17 protein-coding genes are annotated in these 16,643 nt (G+C 51.7%); 3 read left to right on the forward strand and 14 right to left on the reverse strand.

The features are described from left to right. The gene (locus A0129_RS02600) at positions 1-945 is read right to left on the reverse strand and encodes a LysR substrate-binding domain-containing protein (protein WP_291712150.1); all 945 of its coding nucleotides are present in this window, start codon (positions 943-945) and stop codon (positions 1-3) included. 81 nt (positions 946-1,026) lie between these two features. Continuing rightward, positions 1,027-3,012: an APC family permease gene (locus tag A0129_RS02605; RefSeq protein WP_291712152.1), complete on the reverse strand. Its 1,986-nt coding sequence runs from the start codon at positions 3,010-3,012 to the stop codon at positions 1,027-1,029. A gap of 133 nt (positions 3,013-3,145) precedes the next feature. Here A0129_RS02605 and A0129_RS02610 point away from each other — a divergent pair, with 133 nt between their 5' ends. Further along, a complete protein-coding gene (locus tag A0129_RS02610) occupies positions 3,146-3,529 on the forward strand; it encodes a RidA family protein (RefSeq protein ID WP_291712154.1) in 384 nt (127 codons plus the stop codon). 21 nt (positions 3,530-3,550) lie between these two features. Continuing rightward, a complete protein-coding gene (recG, locus tag A0129_RS02615) occupies positions 3,551-5,662 on the forward strand; it encodes an ATP-dependent DNA helicase RecG (protein WP_291712156.1) in 2,112 nt (703 codons plus the stop codon). A gap of 166 nt (positions 5,663-5,828) precedes the next feature. On the opposite strand, the gene rplS is transcribed toward recG, so the two are convergent. The 4 genes from rplS to rpsP form a co-directional block, all read right to left on the reverse strand. Then, entirely contained in the window at positions 5,829-6,209 is a 381-nt protein-coding gene (gene rplS, locus A0129_RS02620) for a 50S ribosomal protein L19 (protein ID WP_291712158.1), read from the reverse strand. A gap of 119 nt (positions 6,210-6,328) precedes the next feature. Then, positions 6,329-7,069 (reverse strand): tRNA (guanosine(37)-N1)-methyltransferase TrmD, encoded by a 741-nt coding sequence (trmD, locus tag A0129_RS02625; RefSeq protein WP_291712160.1) that lies wholly within the window; start codon positions 7,067-7,069, stop codon positions 6,329-6,331. Further along, positions 7,069-7,635: a ribosome maturation factor RimM gene (gene rimM / locus A0129_RS02630; RefSeq protein WP_291712162.1), complete on the reverse strand. Its 567-nt coding sequence runs from the start codon at positions 7,633-7,635 to the stop codon at positions 7,069-7,071. Before rimM ends, trmD begins: the two co-directional genes overlap by 1 nt. A 136-nt stretch (positions 7,636-7,771) precedes the next feature. Then, positions 7,772-8,026: a 30S ribosomal protein S16 gene (gene rpsP / locus A0129_RS02635; protein WP_008252743.1), complete on the reverse strand. Its 255-nt coding sequence runs from the start codon at positions 8,024-8,026 to the stop codon at positions 7,772-7,774. 141 nt (positions 8,027-8,167) lie between these two features. Between rpsP and A0129_RS02640 the strand changes: the two genes are divergently transcribed. Further along, complete coding sequence (locus A0129_RS02640) at positions 8,168-8,521, forward strand: hypothetical protein (protein WP_291712164.1); 354 nt, start codon at positions 8,168-8,170, stop codon at positions 8,519-8,521. 253 nt (positions 8,522-8,774) lie between these two features. Here A0129_RS02640 and rfaD read toward each other — a convergent pair whose 3' ends face one another. The 8 genes from rfaD to aroA form a co-directional block, all read right to left on the reverse strand. Beyond that, positions 8,775-9,785, reverse strand: coding sequence for an ADP-glyceromanno-heptose 6-epimerase (gene rfaD / locus A0129_RS02645; protein WP_291712167.1), 1,011 nt, complete (start codon positions 9,783-9,785; stop codon positions 8,775-8,777). A gap of 11 nt (positions 9,786-9,796) precedes the next feature. Next, a complete protein-coding gene (rfaE1, locus tag A0129_RS02650; protein WP_291712169.1) occupies positions 9,797-10,720 on the reverse strand; it encodes a D-glycero-beta-D-manno-heptose-7-phosphate kinase in 924 nt (307 codons plus the stop codon). A 12-nt stretch (positions 10,721-10,732) separates the two neighbouring features. Beyond that, positions 10,733-11,953, reverse strand: a complete 1,221-nt coding sequence (gene lapB, locus A0129_RS02655; protein WP_291712171.1) for a lipopolysaccharide assembly protein LapB — start codon at positions 11,951-11,953, stop codon at positions 10,733-10,735. After that, positions 11,943-12,284: a lipopolysaccharide assembly protein LapA domain-containing protein gene (locus tag A0129_RS02660; RefSeq protein ID WP_291712174.1), complete on the reverse strand. Its 342-nt coding sequence runs from the start codon at positions 12,282-12,284 to the stop codon at positions 11,943-11,945. The genes lapB and A0129_RS02660 overlap by 11 nt, the downstream gene beginning before the upstream one ends. 81 nt (positions 12,285-12,365) lie before the next feature. Next, positions 12,366-12,674 (reverse strand): integration host factor subunit beta, encoded by a 309-nt coding sequence (locus A0129_RS02665; RefSeq protein WP_255411449.1) that lies wholly within the window; start codon positions 12,672-12,674, stop codon positions 12,366-12,368. 44 nt (positions 12,675-12,718) lie between these two features. Beyond that, the gene (gene rpsA / locus A0129_RS02670; protein ID WP_291712175.1) at positions 12,719-14,422 is read right to left on the reverse strand and encodes a 30S ribosomal protein S1; all 1,704 of its coding nucleotides are present in this window, start codon (positions 14,420-14,422) and stop codon (positions 12,719-12,721) included. A gap of 174 nt (positions 14,423-14,596) precedes the next feature. Then, positions 14,597-15,271: a (d)CMP kinase gene (cmk, locus tag A0129_RS02675; protein WP_291712177.1), complete on the reverse strand. Its 675-nt coding sequence runs from the start codon at positions 15,269-15,271 to the stop codon at positions 14,597-14,599. A 10-nt stretch (positions 15,272-15,281) separates the two neighbouring features. Next, complete coding sequence (aroA, locus tag A0129_RS02680; RefSeq protein WP_291712180.1) at positions 15,282-16,625, reverse strand: 3-phosphoshikimate 1-carboxyvinyltransferase; 1,344 nt, start codon at positions 16,623-16,625, stop codon at positions 15,282-15,284. Between the last annotated feature and the right edge of the window lie 18 nt (positions 16,626-16,643).

Genomic DNA, 16,643 nt, shown 5'->3' on the forward strand with positions numbered 1-16,643 from the left:
TTAACGCACCATTTGGGGGGCATCCAGAAACTCCACACCGTTTAGGTCGCATTCCATGATTGCATCGCGCAAAGCATCCAAGGCCTCACGTCGCCCAAAGCTCTTGCGCCACACCAGTGCAACCGTGCGTCGTGTGTCGTCGTCGGCCAGCGGAATGTAAGTCAATAAACTTTCCTTTGGAACCGGATTTGGCACTGAACTTGAAGGCAATACAGTGATCCCGACACCTGAAGCAACCATGTGGCGAATCGTTTCCAGCGAACTACCCTCGAAGGTACGTTGAATACCTTCCGAGGATTGAGAGAATCGGGACAATTCCGGACACACACCCAAGACCTGGTCCCTGAAACAGTGGCCAGTGCCAAGCAGAAGCATATTCTCGCTGCGAAGGTCATCGGACTTGATTGCTTTTTCATTGGCCCAACGGTGAGACTTTGGCAAAGCCACCATGAAGGGCTCATCGTACAAAGGCTGAATCACAAAACCCGATTCATTAATCGGCAGCGCCAAAACCGCCACATCAATCTCACCCTGTTTCAATAATTCGAGCAGGCGCACTGTGAAATTTTCCTGCAACACAAGTGGCATGGATGGAACACGCTCGATCATGCTGGAGACCAGGCCTGGCAATAAATAAGGGCCAATGGTATAAATCACACCAACACGCAGCGGACCTGCCAACGGATCCATACCTTGCTGGGCAATACTTTTGATGGCAGATGCTTCCTCAAGCACCCGCTGCGCCTGGACCACAATGCGCTCACCCACTGGTGTCAACGACACCTCGTTGGAACCTCTTTCAAACAGAGACACGCTTAGTTCTTCTTCAAGCTTCTTGATGGCTACGGACAAGGTTGGCTGACTAACAAAACAGGCGTCAGCGGCGCGGCCAAAATGCTTTTCACGAGCCAGAGCAACTATGTACTTGAGTTCAGTAAGGGTCATTTAATTTTGCTATCAAAACTGCGAATGTAATTATTATTGCAAACACGGCCCTATCAAGCAACAGATCTTTTGTTACAAACCCTATAGCCGCATTGGCAAAATCACCATTTGCTGACCAGCGTTGTGCAAACGGCGTTGAAGTTCCAGCGCGGCCTGATTGTGCAACAAGCGGGTCAGAATATTTTCATTTTCAAAGACTAATTTGCTGGTGAAGAAAATTGCATTGGGGTGATTTTCAGCGACCACTTTTGCCAGGTTGGTCAACTCTTCAACTGCGTCCGTTCCGAAAGACAGATAGCTTTTTGCACGCAAGCCGTGACTGCGGCAAAAATTGACAAAGTAATTCAAAGAAACAGAAGCGTCCACCCGCATGGCTTCCAGTGCCTCTCTTCCGCCGTAAGCCTTGGAATCCACTGTGCGAGCGTTCATGAACACAAAATTTTGAAAGTGATTGGGAAACATGCGCTGCACCCATAGCAAGGCATGTAAACCTCCACCGCGACTGTTGCCCACAATGAATACCGCCGTGTTGCCCTCGGGAATCAACTCAGGTGGCGAGTGCGCAGAGCCATATTGCGCCATGGCGAACACCTCATCAATCTTCGCAATTTTTTCCTTGGTTTCCCTGTAATGGTTGCGTACCCCCAAACACACCAACACCACCACCGTGGTAATCAGCATGGTGATCCAGCCACCTTGAAAAAACTGCGTAATGATGGTGCCCAACAAAATGGATGCTGAGACAGCAAAACCAAGTGACGCGGACAGAAACCCTTTGACGAAGCGTTTTTCGTGTCGGTTCTTTAGCCAGTAAACACAAAGTCCCAACATGGACAGGCTAAATACAATGAACACATTGATGGAGAACAGAACCACCAACAAATCGACATTCGCATCGCTCAGGTAAATGGCCAACAAAGCCAAGCCACCCATCAGCATGATGCCGTTTTTGGTCACAAAGCGATTGGACAAATAACGAAACTGGTGAGGCAACCATGAATCAATTGCCATGGTCGACAACACCCGCGGCCCCACCGCAAATGCCACATGGGCGGCCAGCAACAGCACTGCCGTCTCCAGTCCCAGCATCACCAGCAAACCCAGAATAACGTAGGGCCAGTCCCAGCCAAGATCAGTGAACACCCTTTCAAACAACACACCATTCAAGGCCATGGTAGGTTCAAGGTTCACGTCCCAGAGCAAATACAAGGCGGCCAAACTGGCAGCGGCGAAGGCCAGCGCACAGGCAACATAGGCCAACATCTTCCGACGGTTTTCACTACTCTGCCGGTAGCGGCTTAATTGCACCGTATCGGATGCGGCTTCAATACCAGTGTATGTGCCTCCACCCAGAAAAAACCCCCGCGCAAAAATTGCCAAAACCGGCAACCAACCCAAGGTACTTAAATCGGACTCGGTGGTTTCAATGCTGCGCTTGACTACCCCGCCAATGTCCTGAAAGTGATCAGAGAAACCCACGAGAATAAAAACCAGATGGGTTAACAGAAACGCCACAAACAAGTACTTAAAAGGCTTTAAGTTCAGGTGTCGACCCTGAATGTGGAAATTCATCAAACCAAGCATCAAAGCCATGGAGACCCACACCCGGTATTCATAAAAGTACGGTGGCAAGAAACTGAACATCAAGTGGGTGGACGCACTAATGCCCAAAGCTACCATCAGCACATAGTCAACCAACAAGGCGGCACCCGCGATTAGACCAACCTTGGGGCCCAGCAAATTCGTGGCCATGGCGTAGCCACCACCACCTTTCGGGAAAAGCTCGGTGACACGGAAATAGGTGAGAGAAACCAGGAGAATGGACAGGGCTGTCAACAAGCCCAAAAACAAGAGCAAATGGCGCGATTCGCCCAGTGCCTTGAATGATTCTTCAGGACCGAAAGCCACTGACGCCAAACCACACGCCCCTACAGCAACCCAGGCGTATTTCTCCGAGAAGATATCGTCACGCTCATCGGCCTCAAGGGCAGTTGATGTCGACCGGGGCAAGGCAGATTGTTGGCCAGGCGAAGTGTTGGGCTTGCCTGACTTTTGGGTTTGACTCATGCGTACATTGCAGCGCAACAAACAAGTCGAGTATGGTATACCGTCCCCATAGGCAACACAATGCACCTCTCGGCGTTATCATTGCAACTGAACCAATTTAGATCCATTTACCCAAACATTAACTGCACTCAAAATGACCCAAGCCACCGTCGTTTCCACATCCAAAGCCCCCGCCGCAATCGGCCCGTACAGCCAAGCCATTAAACTCGGCAACCTGGTATTCACATCGGGACAAATTGGGCTGAATCCCGCAACAGGCGACCTCATAGGGCACAGCACCGAAGAGCAGGCACGCCAGGCCTTTAGCAATTTGAAAGCAGTTGCCGAAGAGGCCGGCGGCAGTCTGGCCAATGTCGTGAAATTCACTTTGTTTTTGACGGATCTGAGTGAATTCGCCCAAGTCAACGCGATCATGCAGGAATATGTGTCTGCCCCTTACCCGGCCCGGTCGACGGTGGGTGTCGCCAGTTTGCCCAAGGGCGCACGCTTCGAAGTTGAAGCCATTTTGGCCCTGTAACAGCGCGCTACTGCCAAACACTTGACCGCAGCAGACCCCAATCACAGACAAGGCTTTAAAGAGCTGCTGCCGCTGCCCCTGTCTATTGCAGACGCAGTAGGTGGCTTGCTCACCGCACCTCACTGGATGGGATTGGCCCTTCACCTGCCACTGCGCTTTGAAGACAGGGCCTCGATCACAGCAATGGACTCGCTTGAGGTGGGCAAAAAAGTGAACTTGCTGGCCACCGTGGTTGGTAGTGAAGTGCAATATCACCCCCGCAAGCAACTGCGTGTTTGGGTCGAAGATGGCGACACCACTTTGCTATTGCGCTGGCTTCATTTTTACCCCGGACTACAGCAAAAACTCAGTGAGGGCACCCGAATCCAGATTAGCGGTCAAATCCGGCAAGGTTATGGTACTTTCGAGATGGTTCACCCCACTGTCAAAATTGCCCCGCCTGGCACCCTGGATGAAACCGCCAACCAAACAGCGCCAGCGACAAACTCGAATGCCGTACTTGAGCCTGTTTATCCCAGCACCGGGCAATTGAAACAAAGCGACTGGCACCGCTGGATGAAAAAACTGCCACCAGAATGCTTCATTGACACCCTGCCTGCCAATCTATGTAAAAAATACAAGCTTCTACCCTGGTCTACAACCTTGCAAACTCTTCATGGCCAGGCAAATCCTCGAGAACTCTATGATTTGAATTTGCGTACGCATCCTGCATGGACTCGTGTGAAAGTAGATGAACTACTGGCTCAACAACTGTTACTTCGTGAATACCGACAACAGCGCACCCAGGAAAAGGCAAGTCCGCTAAAAGCCTTGAAAACCTCAAAAACCAGCTTGGTCCGGCAGTTCTTGGCCCAACTGCCCTTCAAGCTGACAGGGGCTCAGGAACGAGCCTGCCAGGAAATTTTCGAAGACCTCGCACGCCCCTATCCCATGCAACGATTGCTTCAAGGGGACGTCGGAAGCGGCAAAACACTGGTGGCAGCCTTGTCCTGCCTGAGAGCCATCGAGAACGGAAAACAGGCTGCGATTCTGGCCCCTACCGAAGTGTTGGCAGCACAGCATCACCACAAGCTAACTCCATTGTTCGAAGCTGTGGGCGTGCGTTGCGCGAAACTCCAGGGGGCCATGAAGAAGAGCGAAAAAGAGCGCACGCTGAAATTGCTGGCCGCTGGCGAAATTGATGTCATCATTGGTACACATGCCCTGGTTCAAGAACATGTCGAGTTCCATGCGCTGGCACTGGTTGTAGTCGATGAACAGCACCGCTTTGGCGTGGCTCAACGTCTGTCGCTCATTGCCAAGGCAAACGATGGACACCTGGCTCATCAGCTCATGATGAGCGCAACGCCCATCCCACGCACTTTGGCCCAAACCTATTTATCAGACCTTGCTGTATCCAACCTGGATGAAAAACCACCTGGTAGAAAACCCATCGTGACCAAACTGCTTTCCCAGAAAAAACGAAGTCAGCTTGTTTCTGCGATTGAAGGTGAAATTAACAAAGGACAGCAGGTGTACTGGGTATGCCCGCTCATTGAAGAAAGCGAGACACTCGATCTCCAAGCGGCACAGGCCACCTACACCGACCTGTGCGAACAACTGCCCACAAGACGTATTGGTCTGCTTCATGGCAAACAGGACAACAAATTGAAGCAAACCACCATGGCTGCATTTGCGGCAGGTGAACTCGACTTACTCGTATCCACTACAGTGATTGAAGTCGGGGTAGATGTTGGCAATGCCAGTTTGATGGTCATTGATCAGGCTGAACGTTTTGGCCTGGCCCAACTTCACCAGCTGCGTGGCCGAGTGGGACGCGGCAGTGTGCAAAGTGTTTGCGTACTGCTGTACGGCGGTCCATTGTCAAATACATCCAAATTGCGCCTGAAAGCCATGCATGAAAGCGACGATGGATTTTTTCTGGCGGAAAAAGACCTTGAGATTCGAGGCCCAGGCGAGTTACTGGGCAAACGGCAATCGGGTTTGCCCATGATGCGTTATGCCGACCCATTGACCGACAAAGACTTGCTGGAGTTGGCCAGAACCCTGGCCCAACAAATGCCGCCAAACGCCGACAATACGCGCCGACATATTCAACGATGGATTGAAGAGACGCCTTGGTGGTTAAGTTAGACAAGAATCCAACAAAGGCCTTGTGTCCGAATGGGACAGTGTGCCCATGGTGTGGGCCCACAAACAAAAAGCCAGTTCGCAGTGAACTGGCTTTCTGATTGACCCGATGTGGTCGCCTGCTGGTTGAAGTAAACCCAAGTAAGCGACTTTGAACAGTTACAAACGCTTATTCAGCAGATTGTTTGTTCGCACGGTTGGGCAACTTTTCCTTAATACGTGCAGACTTGCCTGAACGATCGCGCAGGTAGTACAGCTTGGCACGACGAACATCACCACGACGCTTCACTTCGATCTTTTCAATCGAGGGTGAATAGAGCTGGAATGTACGCTCTACGCCTTCGCCAGAGGAAATCTTGCGAACGATAAAAGATGAATTCAGACCACGGTTACGACGGGCGATCACTACGCCTTCGTAAGCTTGCAGACGTGAACGGGTACCTTCGATAACGCGAACACTCACGATCACTGTATCGCCAGGGGCGAACTCGGGAATTTCTTTGCCCAAGCGAGCAATTTCTTCTTGCTCAAGTTGTTGAATCAAATTCATTGATAGCTCCAAGTCATCATTCACGGGCTTTTTTAGCTCAACTAATTGAGTTTGCACCGCCAGAGGATGAGAAAATTAAAAAGTGCTCGCCTGCCGACTGAATACAAGCAACCACCAACCTAGACCTTCTTGCCAGCCTTGCCGGCCCGATCACTCGAATCCTGAACAAGGTTCTCCAGCAACTCCGGTCGAAAGCGTTTTGTATAAGCTTTTGCTTGCTCAAAACGCCAACTCTCTATTTTGGCATGATTTCCTGACAAAAGCACGTCCGGAACTACTTTATTTTCAAAAACTTCCGGACGGGTGTAGTGCGGGCAATCCAGCAGGCCTGCTTCAAATGAATCCTGAGTCGCTGACTGGGCATGATTCAGCACCTCTGGCAGCAAACGCACCCACGCATCAACAAAACAGGCTACAGCAAGCTCGCCACCTGAAAGCACAAAATCTCCGAGACAGTAGGTTTGATCGACGTACTCATCGATAAAACGCTGATCAACCCCTTCATAACGACCACAAAGCAGAATTGCGCCAACGCCTTGACCGCTCAACGCGCGGATGTTCTCCTGTTTGAGCAAAGGACCATGTGGCGTCAAAAAGACCAAAGGCGCATGGTCACCACGCACAGCTCGAATCGCATTGACACATCGCACCAAAGGCTCCGCCAGCATGACCATGCCCGGACCACCGCCGTAAGGCCTGTCGTCTACTGTACGATGGGGATCATCCGTAAAATCGCGGGGATTCCAGCAATTCAGTTCAAACAACTGCTTTTTCAAGGCCCTACCGACCACACCCAACTCAACCAAATTTGGGAATTGGTCCGGGAAAAGCGTGATCACATCGAAGCGAGGGGATGGCATTAGTAATCTTCCTGCCAATCCACTTGAATTTGTTTGGTCTGCGTGTTTACGTTGATCACGTAAGCCGCTACGAATGGAATCAACATCTCCAGCTCGGCATCGCCCTTGACTGACAGAATAGGATGAGCCCCGTGGTCCACAACCTGATTGACTGTACCCAACACCCTACCTTCGAGGTTACTTACCTGGCATCCAACCAAATCGACCCAGTAATATTCACCTTCAGCGGGTGCGGGAAAACGTGCTCGAGATACATAAACCCGACGCCCCTTGAACTGGGCAGCCAGTTCGGGCTGCTCTATGCCCTCCAGGTGCGCAACAATCCGACTGGAATGCGACTTACTTTGCAACACCCGAAATGGCTCAAAGATGAGATCTTCAAGTTTCGGCTGCACTGCGCGGCGGGCAGCCCCCCCTTCAGAGACGGGCAAGCGTGAGACCCACCATTGTTTGCTTTTCAGCAAAACATCGGGCTCTTCAGATGAAGGCAATACATTGACCCAGCCCCTCAGGCCATAGGGTTCACCAATTCGCCCCAGTTCAACCAAATCGTCGGGTACATTCATGCGCAGCGTCCACAATGCGAAACCATACATCCAAAAACAAAAGTCCGCGAACGTTATATCCACGGACTTCGTAAAACAACCTGCCTCTAGCTTGTATTAGCCGGAGCTAACCGGTCCCTGTACAGAGAGAGGGGTATCAGGCAGCTTGCTTGGCGTTGTACTCACCAACCAGGCGCTCTACTGTAGACGAGCATTGCGCGCCAACGCTTTTCCAGTATGTCAGGCGATCCATGGCGATACGCAGGCCTTCAGAACCTTCTGGTGCTACAGGATTGTAGAAGCCGATGCGCTCGATGAAACGGCCATCGCGACGGTTGCGTGAATCAGCAGCCACCAGGCTATAAAATGGGCGCTTTTTAGAACCACCACGTGCGAGTCGAATGACGACCATAATTTCCTCTATTAAATTGATGCCTGCAGCACAAACCTTGGCCACTGCAAACGAATGAATCATTGGGATTTCGACACACGAAATCCGATAACCCGCTATTATAGCTAGCGTAATTCAATCTAACAAGCAGTGTTTTAAAAAATGAATGCATCACCCCAAGAACCGTTCAAATCAAAGCTTTTGTTTTGCTGGTTAGCCCTGCTCACTGGCGCCATTGGTGGCCACTGGATTTACGCTGGCAAAAAACGTTTCTGGTTTTACATGCTGACATTCCCGTTGTCCGCATTTGCCGGCTGGATAGATACCATGCGCTACGGCTTGATGAAAGACGAACAGTTCAATGCATTGCTGAACCCCGAATACCCCGCTGACATCCGACAAACCACAGGTGCGGTGGTGGTCTCCATCGCCTTGTCGCTGGCTTTTGGCATGACCGCATTAATGGCCACCCTGGCCATGGTGTTTCAATGGTACTTCAGCGGCATAGTAAGCTGAACAATAAGCCTGGCTGTTGCCACCTGCGCTGTTCAAGCAAAAAAAAGCCCGCTATAAAGCGGGCTTAACAGGGCTTGAGGAGACAGAGACACTTGCTTGGTCGCACAATGCTCGCCCCTGAGGGGAGTATGCGATTCCACAAGCAGTTGGCCTACCCTTAAAACGTGGGGGAACCCCAACGGTTTACAAGGCGATTCGGTTCAAGAGGCCGAATCAACCAACATTAATGAGTGTCAAAGCCTTCGCTTAAGTTTCATTGTTTCAGGTATTTTTTAATCAAACGTCCCACATAACGCGCCACACCTTCTTCCACACTGTAAAAACTGCCACTGTAGCCAGCTGCGCGCAGGTTGCTCAAATCAGCCTGGGTGTAGCTTTGGTACTTGCCTTTTAGCGCATCGGGAAACTCAATATATTCGATAAAACCACCTTGCACCGCCTCTTTCAAACTCAGAGCTGCACTGCCTTGGCTTTCGCGCAGGGTATTCAAGGTCGTCAAAGCCACATCATTGAATGTTTGGGCGCGCCCTGTCCCCAAGTTGTACACGCCCGAGGGCGCTGTACCGGCTTGATCGAAGAAGAACATGTTCACCTTCACCACATCTTCAATCGACACAAAATCCCGTTGTTGACAACCGGCCTCGTAGCCACCGTATGGACCAAATAACTTCACCGACCCGCCCTCGCGAAACTGGTTAAAGTTGTGAAACGCCACGGAAGCCATGCGCCCCTTGTGTTGCTCGCGATCGCCATACACGTTGAAGTATCGAAAGCCGAATACGGGTGCCTTTAATCCAGTTTTCATTTGCCGACGCAACACCTGATCGAACAGGAACTTGGAATAGCCATACACGTTCAGCGGTTTTTCGACCTCACGGTTCTCGACGAACTCCGTGCTGCCACCATAAACTGCGGCCGATGACGCATACAGGAATGGCGTACCCGTGCGCTGCGCCCACTCGAACAAGGTTTGGGTGTAGCGAAAGTTGTTGGCCATCATGTAGTTGCCATTGTGCTCCATGGTGTCTGAGCAGGCACCTTCATGAAAAATAGCATCAAACTTGCCAAACTCGCCACGCTCGATGCGCGACAGAAAATCGGCTTTGTCCAGGTAATCGGAAATTTCACAATCTACAAGGTTCAAAAATTTGTCACCTTTGGTCAGGTTGTCTACCGCGAGCACATCAAAAATACCCCGCTCATTCAGCGCCTTCACCAAATTACTGCCGATTAAACCGGCGGCACCGGTCACAATCACTTTCATCGTTTAGTCCTTTAATTTAGCTCTTCCGGCAAAATCACCGCAGTACCTAGTTTGCCGACCACCACACCGCCTGCCTTGTTAGCCAGCGCCACGCTGTCAGGCAAACTCATTCCAGAACCCACAGCACATGCCAGGGTGGCGATTACCGTGTCGCCAGCGCCCGATACATCAAACACTTCTCGGGCCTGCGCCGCCACATGAAAACTTCCGTCTGCCGTAAACAGCGTCATGCCCTCTTCAGAGCGTGTCAGCAACAAGGCACCCAAACTCAGGCGCTCACGCAGGATTTGCGCTTTTTCAATCAACTGCGCTTCGGTTTTCCAGCTACCCATGACTTGTTTGAATTCAGATCGATTCGGTGTCAACACTGTTGCACCGGCGTACTTCGCATAATCATCCCCTTTGGGATCGACCAAGGTAGTTTTGCCAGCTTTCTTGCACAAAGCAATCATTTCAGCCACATGTTCCAGGCTGCCCTTGCCGTAGTCAGAAAACAGCACCACATCGTGATTGGCGTATTCCTGCTCAAACAACTCCATTTTGGTGGTCAATTGCTCAGGCGATGGGCGCTCTTCAAAATCAATTCGCACCAGCTGTTGCTGCCGCGCAATGACGCGCAACTTCACCGTGGTGGGGAAATTTGGGTCTTTCAGCAGGCGTGAACGTACGCCACTTTTCTGGAGCAAGGACTCGACCGTGTGGCCAGGCTCGTCATTGCCCACAACACCCATCAGGCAAAGCTGTGCGCCCAGAGAACTGGCATTGATTGCCACATTGGCTGCGCCACCCAAGCGTTCATCTTTGGTACCCACCAGCACCACAGGTACGGGAGCCTCAGGGGAGATACGCTCTACATCCCCAAACCAATAGCGGTCCAGCATGACATCGCCGACCACGAGTATTTTTGCGTCTTTGAATTGAGACCTGTCAACCATTGTTCGCCTGCTTTAATGGGTATGTGGCTGTGTATGTGCTGCCTTTTTGGCAGACACGGGGTAGAAATCAAGTTCTTCTGCACGGCGCGGCACAATTGAATCCCAATTGGCACAACCTGGGCATTGCCAGTAAAATTTTTTGGCCTGAAAGCCGCAAGACTGGCAGCGATAGCGTTCAAGGCGCTGGGTGTGTTTGGAAATCAACTCACGTGTCAGACGAAGGTCTTGCATGCGATCATCGTCCAGTTTGCCGCGCAACTGGTGCTCCAGCAACTTGTCGAGGCCCAGCAAGCTGGGGCGGGCGCGGACCTGTTCACGCAACAGTTCGAATGCCGCAAACGGCCCTTTGGTCTCCTCAACAGCCTGCGCCAATACCAGCAACAAATCAATTGACGGGTACATGGTGCAATATTCCAGCAGTGCTGCAATGCCCTCTTCTTCACGCTCAAGCTTCTTGAATGCAGCCCACATGTTTGGCCCAACCAAGGGCAAATACCAGGGGTTCTGGCGCTCGGCAGCGCGCCACTGGCCTATGGCTTCCTCAAACTGGTTTTGGGTGAAATAAATGTCACCCAACAACAGGGAAGCGCGTACGTTTTGAGGGTCAGTCAGCAAAGCGTTTTGCAGTTCAGCTTTGGCCTTTGCCAAATCCGCCTTGTCGATCAATTGTGCTGCAAGCTCGCAGTAAAAATGCGCAATATCGCCAGCAGGCACGTCCGCACCATATTCACGAAGCTTGTGGGCTTGCGCGATGGCTTTGTCCCAGGCTTTTTCGAGCTCGTACAATTCCAGCAATTGACGCGAGGCCTCGGCTTTCATGTCTGAGCCCGACAAACTGTGGAAAGCCTGCTCAGCGCGGTCCAGAATACCCGCTCGCAAGAAATCAACACCAAGCTCATAGGTGGCTTTTTCACGATCGGCCGATGTAATTTGTTCACGAGTTGTCAAGAATTGATGCACCCGAATTGCTCGATCTATTTCGCCTTTTTTGCGGAATAAATTGGCCAGGGCAAAATGCAATTCAACGGTGTGTGTGTCGATTGCTGCCACCTCCAGAAAGGCATCAATCGCCTTGTCTGGCTGCTCGCTGAGCAGAAAATTAACACCTTTGAAATAAGATGCTGGCAATTGACCGCGCATGGATGCGTCAGAACGTTTTTCAAGACGGGCAGCCATCCATCCCAAGCTGAATATCAGCGGGATGAGCACCAACCACCAGGTTTCAAATTCCATGGCTAGGGCCTATTGGCAATGCTGGCATGGGTTCTTCGACAATCACCGGCGTATTGCCTTGTGCTTTAAGTTGATTCAACTCACGCTCAAGACGTTCCGCATTTTTCGTGGCCACAGAGGCTGCACGCTTGGCCTTCAACCAAGAAGGCAACAAGGAAATCCAGGCGAATACCGCACCCAGCAATAAGGCAAGCAACAACGCAACTACCAGCTGAACCTGAATTTCCAGTCCAGGCAACCACTTCACAGTGACTAGATCGGTATTTCGAATTGAAAACGTGAGAACAACAAGGAAGAGTGCAAGTCGCACTACCCAGGCAAGTATTTTCAAGGTGGTCCCCTGTTTGTAGTTGGATCAACGCCGATTCATTCATCGGCGTGATGACTCAGGCTTCACCGAAGAATGATCGAATTAACTCTCTTTCTTGGAGTATAAATCAACTCTCTCGCGTAGCTCTTTGCCGGGCTTAAAGTGAGGCACGCGCTTTTCGGGAACAACCACTTGTTCGCCCGATTTGGGATTGCGACCCACGCGTTGAGGGCGACGGGTCAGTGAGAAACTGCCGAACCCACGGATCTCAATGCGCTGACCTTCGGCCAAGGCTTGAGTCATGGAGTCAAGTATGCTTTTGACAGCGAAATCCGTATCCCGCACAGGCAACTTGGGGAAACGCTTGACCAGCTGATTGATGAGTTCTGATTTTGTCATTGTTCTTGAAATAAAAAGGCGCTTCCCGCATGGGAAGCGCCACTTCTACAGACTGATTACTGGTTGTTACCCAGTTTTGCTTTCAACAAAGCGCCCAAACTGGTGGTACCAGCAGAGCCTGCGCTTTCTTCAGCAATTTTCTTCATGGCTTCATCAGTGTCAACCTGGTCTTTGGCCTTGATGGACAAAGCGATCGAACGGGCCTTGCGGTCCACATTGATTACCATGGCGGTTACAGCGTCGCCTTCCTTGTATGCATTGCGAGCATCTTCAACGCGGTCGTTGGAAATCTCGGATGCACGCAGGTAACCCTCGATATCGTCGCCCAGATCAACAACCACACCCTTTGCATCCACAGACTTGACTGTGCCGTTTACCATGCTGCCACGGTCATTCGACGATGCAAATACGGTGAAGGGATCGCCAGACAACTGCTTGATACCCAAGCTGATGCGCTCGCGTTCTGTGTCGATCGCCAGTACCAAGGCTTCCACTTCATCACCCTTCTTGAAACGACGCACGGCTTCTTCACCGGTTTCGTTCCAGGACAGGTCTGACAGATGTACCAAGCCGTCGATGCCACCAGGCAAGCCGATGAACACACCGAAATCAGTAATTGACTTGATTGCGCCGGATACTTTGTCGCCTTTCTTGAAGCTGGTAGAGAACTCTTCCCAAGGGTTGGCTGCACATTGCTTCATGCCAAGGCTGATACGACGACGCTCTTCATCGATTTCCAGAACCATGACTTCTACTTCGTCACCCAGAGTAACCACTTTCTTGGGGTCTACGTTCTTGTTGGTCCAGTCCATTTCGGAGACGTGTACCAAGCCTTCGATGCCTTGCTCAACTTCAACAAATGCGCCGTAGTCAGTAATGTTGGTAACTTTTCCGAACAGACGTGTGTCAGCCGGATAGCGACGTGACAAACCGACCCATGGGTCTTCGCCAAGTTGCTTCACGCCCAAGGACACGCGGTTCTTTTCCTGGTCGAACTTCAATACTTTTGCTTCGATTTCTTCGCCAACTGTCAGCACTTCTGACGGGTGACGTACACGGCGCCATGCCAGGTCGGTGATGTGCAACAAGCCATCGATACCGCCGAGGTCCACGAACGCGCCGTAGTCGGTGATGTTCTTGACGATGCCCTTGACCACAGAACCTTCCTGCAGGTTGGACAGAAGCTTTTCACGCTCTTCACCCATGGTGGCCTCAACCACTGCACGGCGTGACAACACCACGTTGTTGCGCTTACGATCCAGCTTGATCACCTTGAATTCGAGGGTTTTGCCTTCGAATGGTGTGGTGTCTTTCACGGGGCGCACATCTACCAGTGAACCTGGCAGGAAAGCACGAATGCTGTTGACCATGACTGTCAAGCCGCCCTTCACCTTGCCGGTGATGGTACCTGTCACCAGTTCGCCTGATTCCAGAGCTTGTTCCAGGCTCAGCCATGCGGACAAGCGCTTGGCTTTGTCACGAGACAGCAATGTTTCGCCGTAACCGTTTTCCAGGGCTTCAATGGCCACGGAAATAAAGTCACCATCGTTCACTTCCACGTTGCCGTGGTCGTCTTTGAATTCTTCAAGGGGGATATAGCTTTCGGATTTCAGCCCGGCGTTCACAACAACGTAGTTGTAATCAACACGAACAACTTCGGCTGTGATCACTTCACCTGCGCGCATTTCCTTGCGATTCAGGCTTTCTTCAAACATAGCTGCGAAGCTATCTGGGGCTTGGGTAATTTCAGTTGTGGTCATAAATTTGAGATTTAACACGCCACTGCGGGAAGCAAGGCGGAGTTCAAAAACGTGTATTTCGGGATTGAAACACACGGCGTTTTGTTTAGTCGGACATTGCCTGCCTAAAAAACAGGCGCAGCTGGCCAAACAAGGGTAGAGAGTGTAACAAGAAAGCCTTTGTTGATCAAGCGTTTAAATGCGATCAACTGCCCATCCATGGATCGTGGCAACCACCTGATCAATCGGCATATTGGAACAATCGAGCACCAGTGCGTCATCACAAGGCTTGAGCGGTGCGACAGCCCTCTCGGAATCCCTTTTGTCGCGGGCCATCAGGTCATTGAATATCGCCTGAAAATCCGCTTGTTGACCCCGACCCTCAATCTGTTTGACTCGACGCTCTGCTCGAACCTGGGCACTTGCCGTGAGGAACACTTTCAACACGGAATCCGGAAAAACAACCGAGCCCATATCACGACCATCGGCTACAAGGCCGGGAGCCTGGCGAAAATCACGTTGTCGCTGCAACAAACCAGCACGGACTTCGGGCACCACTGCAAGGCGAGAGGCCATCACCCCGGCTTCTTCGGTGCGAATCGCCTCGGAAACATCGATATCTTGGAGCAATACACGGTCGCCGTGAAATTGCACCGGCAAATTGGCCGCCATTGAAATGATGTGTTGCAGATCGTCTGGCGAATCTGGATCCAGATCAGCCTGTGCCGCAGCCACCGCCAACACCCTGTAAATTGCACCGCTGTCCAGGTAGTGGTAGGCAAGCTTGGCAGCCACCAATGCGGCTACAGTTCCCTTTCCTGAAGCGGTAGGACCATCGATTGCGATGACTGGGAAACGGGGAACATTCATGGTTTAAGCCTTAACCCTTGCGAACCGATTGAACCTGCATTCCCAGGGAATTGGCCAAAGCCACGAATCCAGGGAACGAGGTGTCTACCGTCTGCGCTCCATGAATGACCATGGTGCCCTGTGCACGGATGGCGGCCACGCTAAACGACATTGCAATTCGATGATCACCCTGTGACTCAATGTTGGTGGCCTTGTAGCGCAAACCGTCGACATGACCCAAGCCCTGAATAATCATGCCGTCCTCAGTCGGCTCAGCATCAATCCCGCATTTCTGAAGGCCGTGCGCCATCACCGCGATGCGATCCGATTCCTTCACGCGCAACTCTTCAGCGCCGGTCAATACCGTTTGGCCAATCGCATTGGCTGCAGCAACAAACAACACCGGAAATTCATCAATCGCCAATGGCACCAGATGCTCCGGGATTTCAATTCCTTTCAAAGATGCGCTGCGGATGCGCACATCGGCCACAGGCTCCCCACCCACTTCGGCATGATTGCTCAACTCAATGTCGGCACCCATCAGCTTCAAAATGTCGATGACTCCCGTGCGGGTCGGATTCAAACCCACGTGCTTCAATGTAATGTCCGCTTTTGGTGCAATCGAGGCGGCTACCATGAAAAAGGCTGCCGAAGAAATGTCGGATGGTACATCGATTTTGGTGGCTTTCAGCGTTTGTCCGCCCTTCACACTGGCCCGGGAGCCTTCGGTGATCACGTCAACGCCAAATCCACGCAACATCCGCTCGGTATGGTCTCGCGTTACAGCAGGCTCGGTTACTGTGGTGGTACCTTCCGCATACAAACCTGCCAGAAGAACGCAAGACTTCACCTGTGCCGAGGCCATGGGCAACACATAATCAATGGCTTTCAAGGTGGTACGGCCATGAATATGCAGCGGAGGGCGGCCACCTTCCTGTGCTTCAATTCGCGCACCCATCAACACCAAAGGATCAATGACCCGCTTCATAGGGCGCTTCCCCAAGCTTGAATCACCGGTGAGCATGCAATCAAAATCCTGGCCAGCCAACAGTCCAGACATCAAGCGCATAGAGGTACCTGAGTTGCCACAGTCGAGCACTTGGCGCGGTGCTTTCAAGCCATGCATGCCCACACCATGTACCTTCACCTTGCCCTGGTCGGGACCTTCGATACTGACCCCCAGAGCACGAAATGCATTCATGGTCGCGAGTGCATCCTCGCCCTCCAGAAATCCTTCAACTTCTGTGGTGCCTTCAGCAATCGAACCCATCATGATTGAACGATGGGAAATAGATTTGTCGCCGGGCACACGGGCGGATCCAGACATGCTTTCGGTGCTGCTGGCGTGAAATTCGATCAAATTCAGATCTGACATAACAGGGTATCCGGTGAA

The organism is Limnobacter sp. CACIAM 66H1 (genome assembly GCF_001601825.1).
GTDB lineage: Bacteria > Pseudomonadota > Gammaproteobacteria > Burkholderiales > Burkholderiaceae_B > Limnobacter.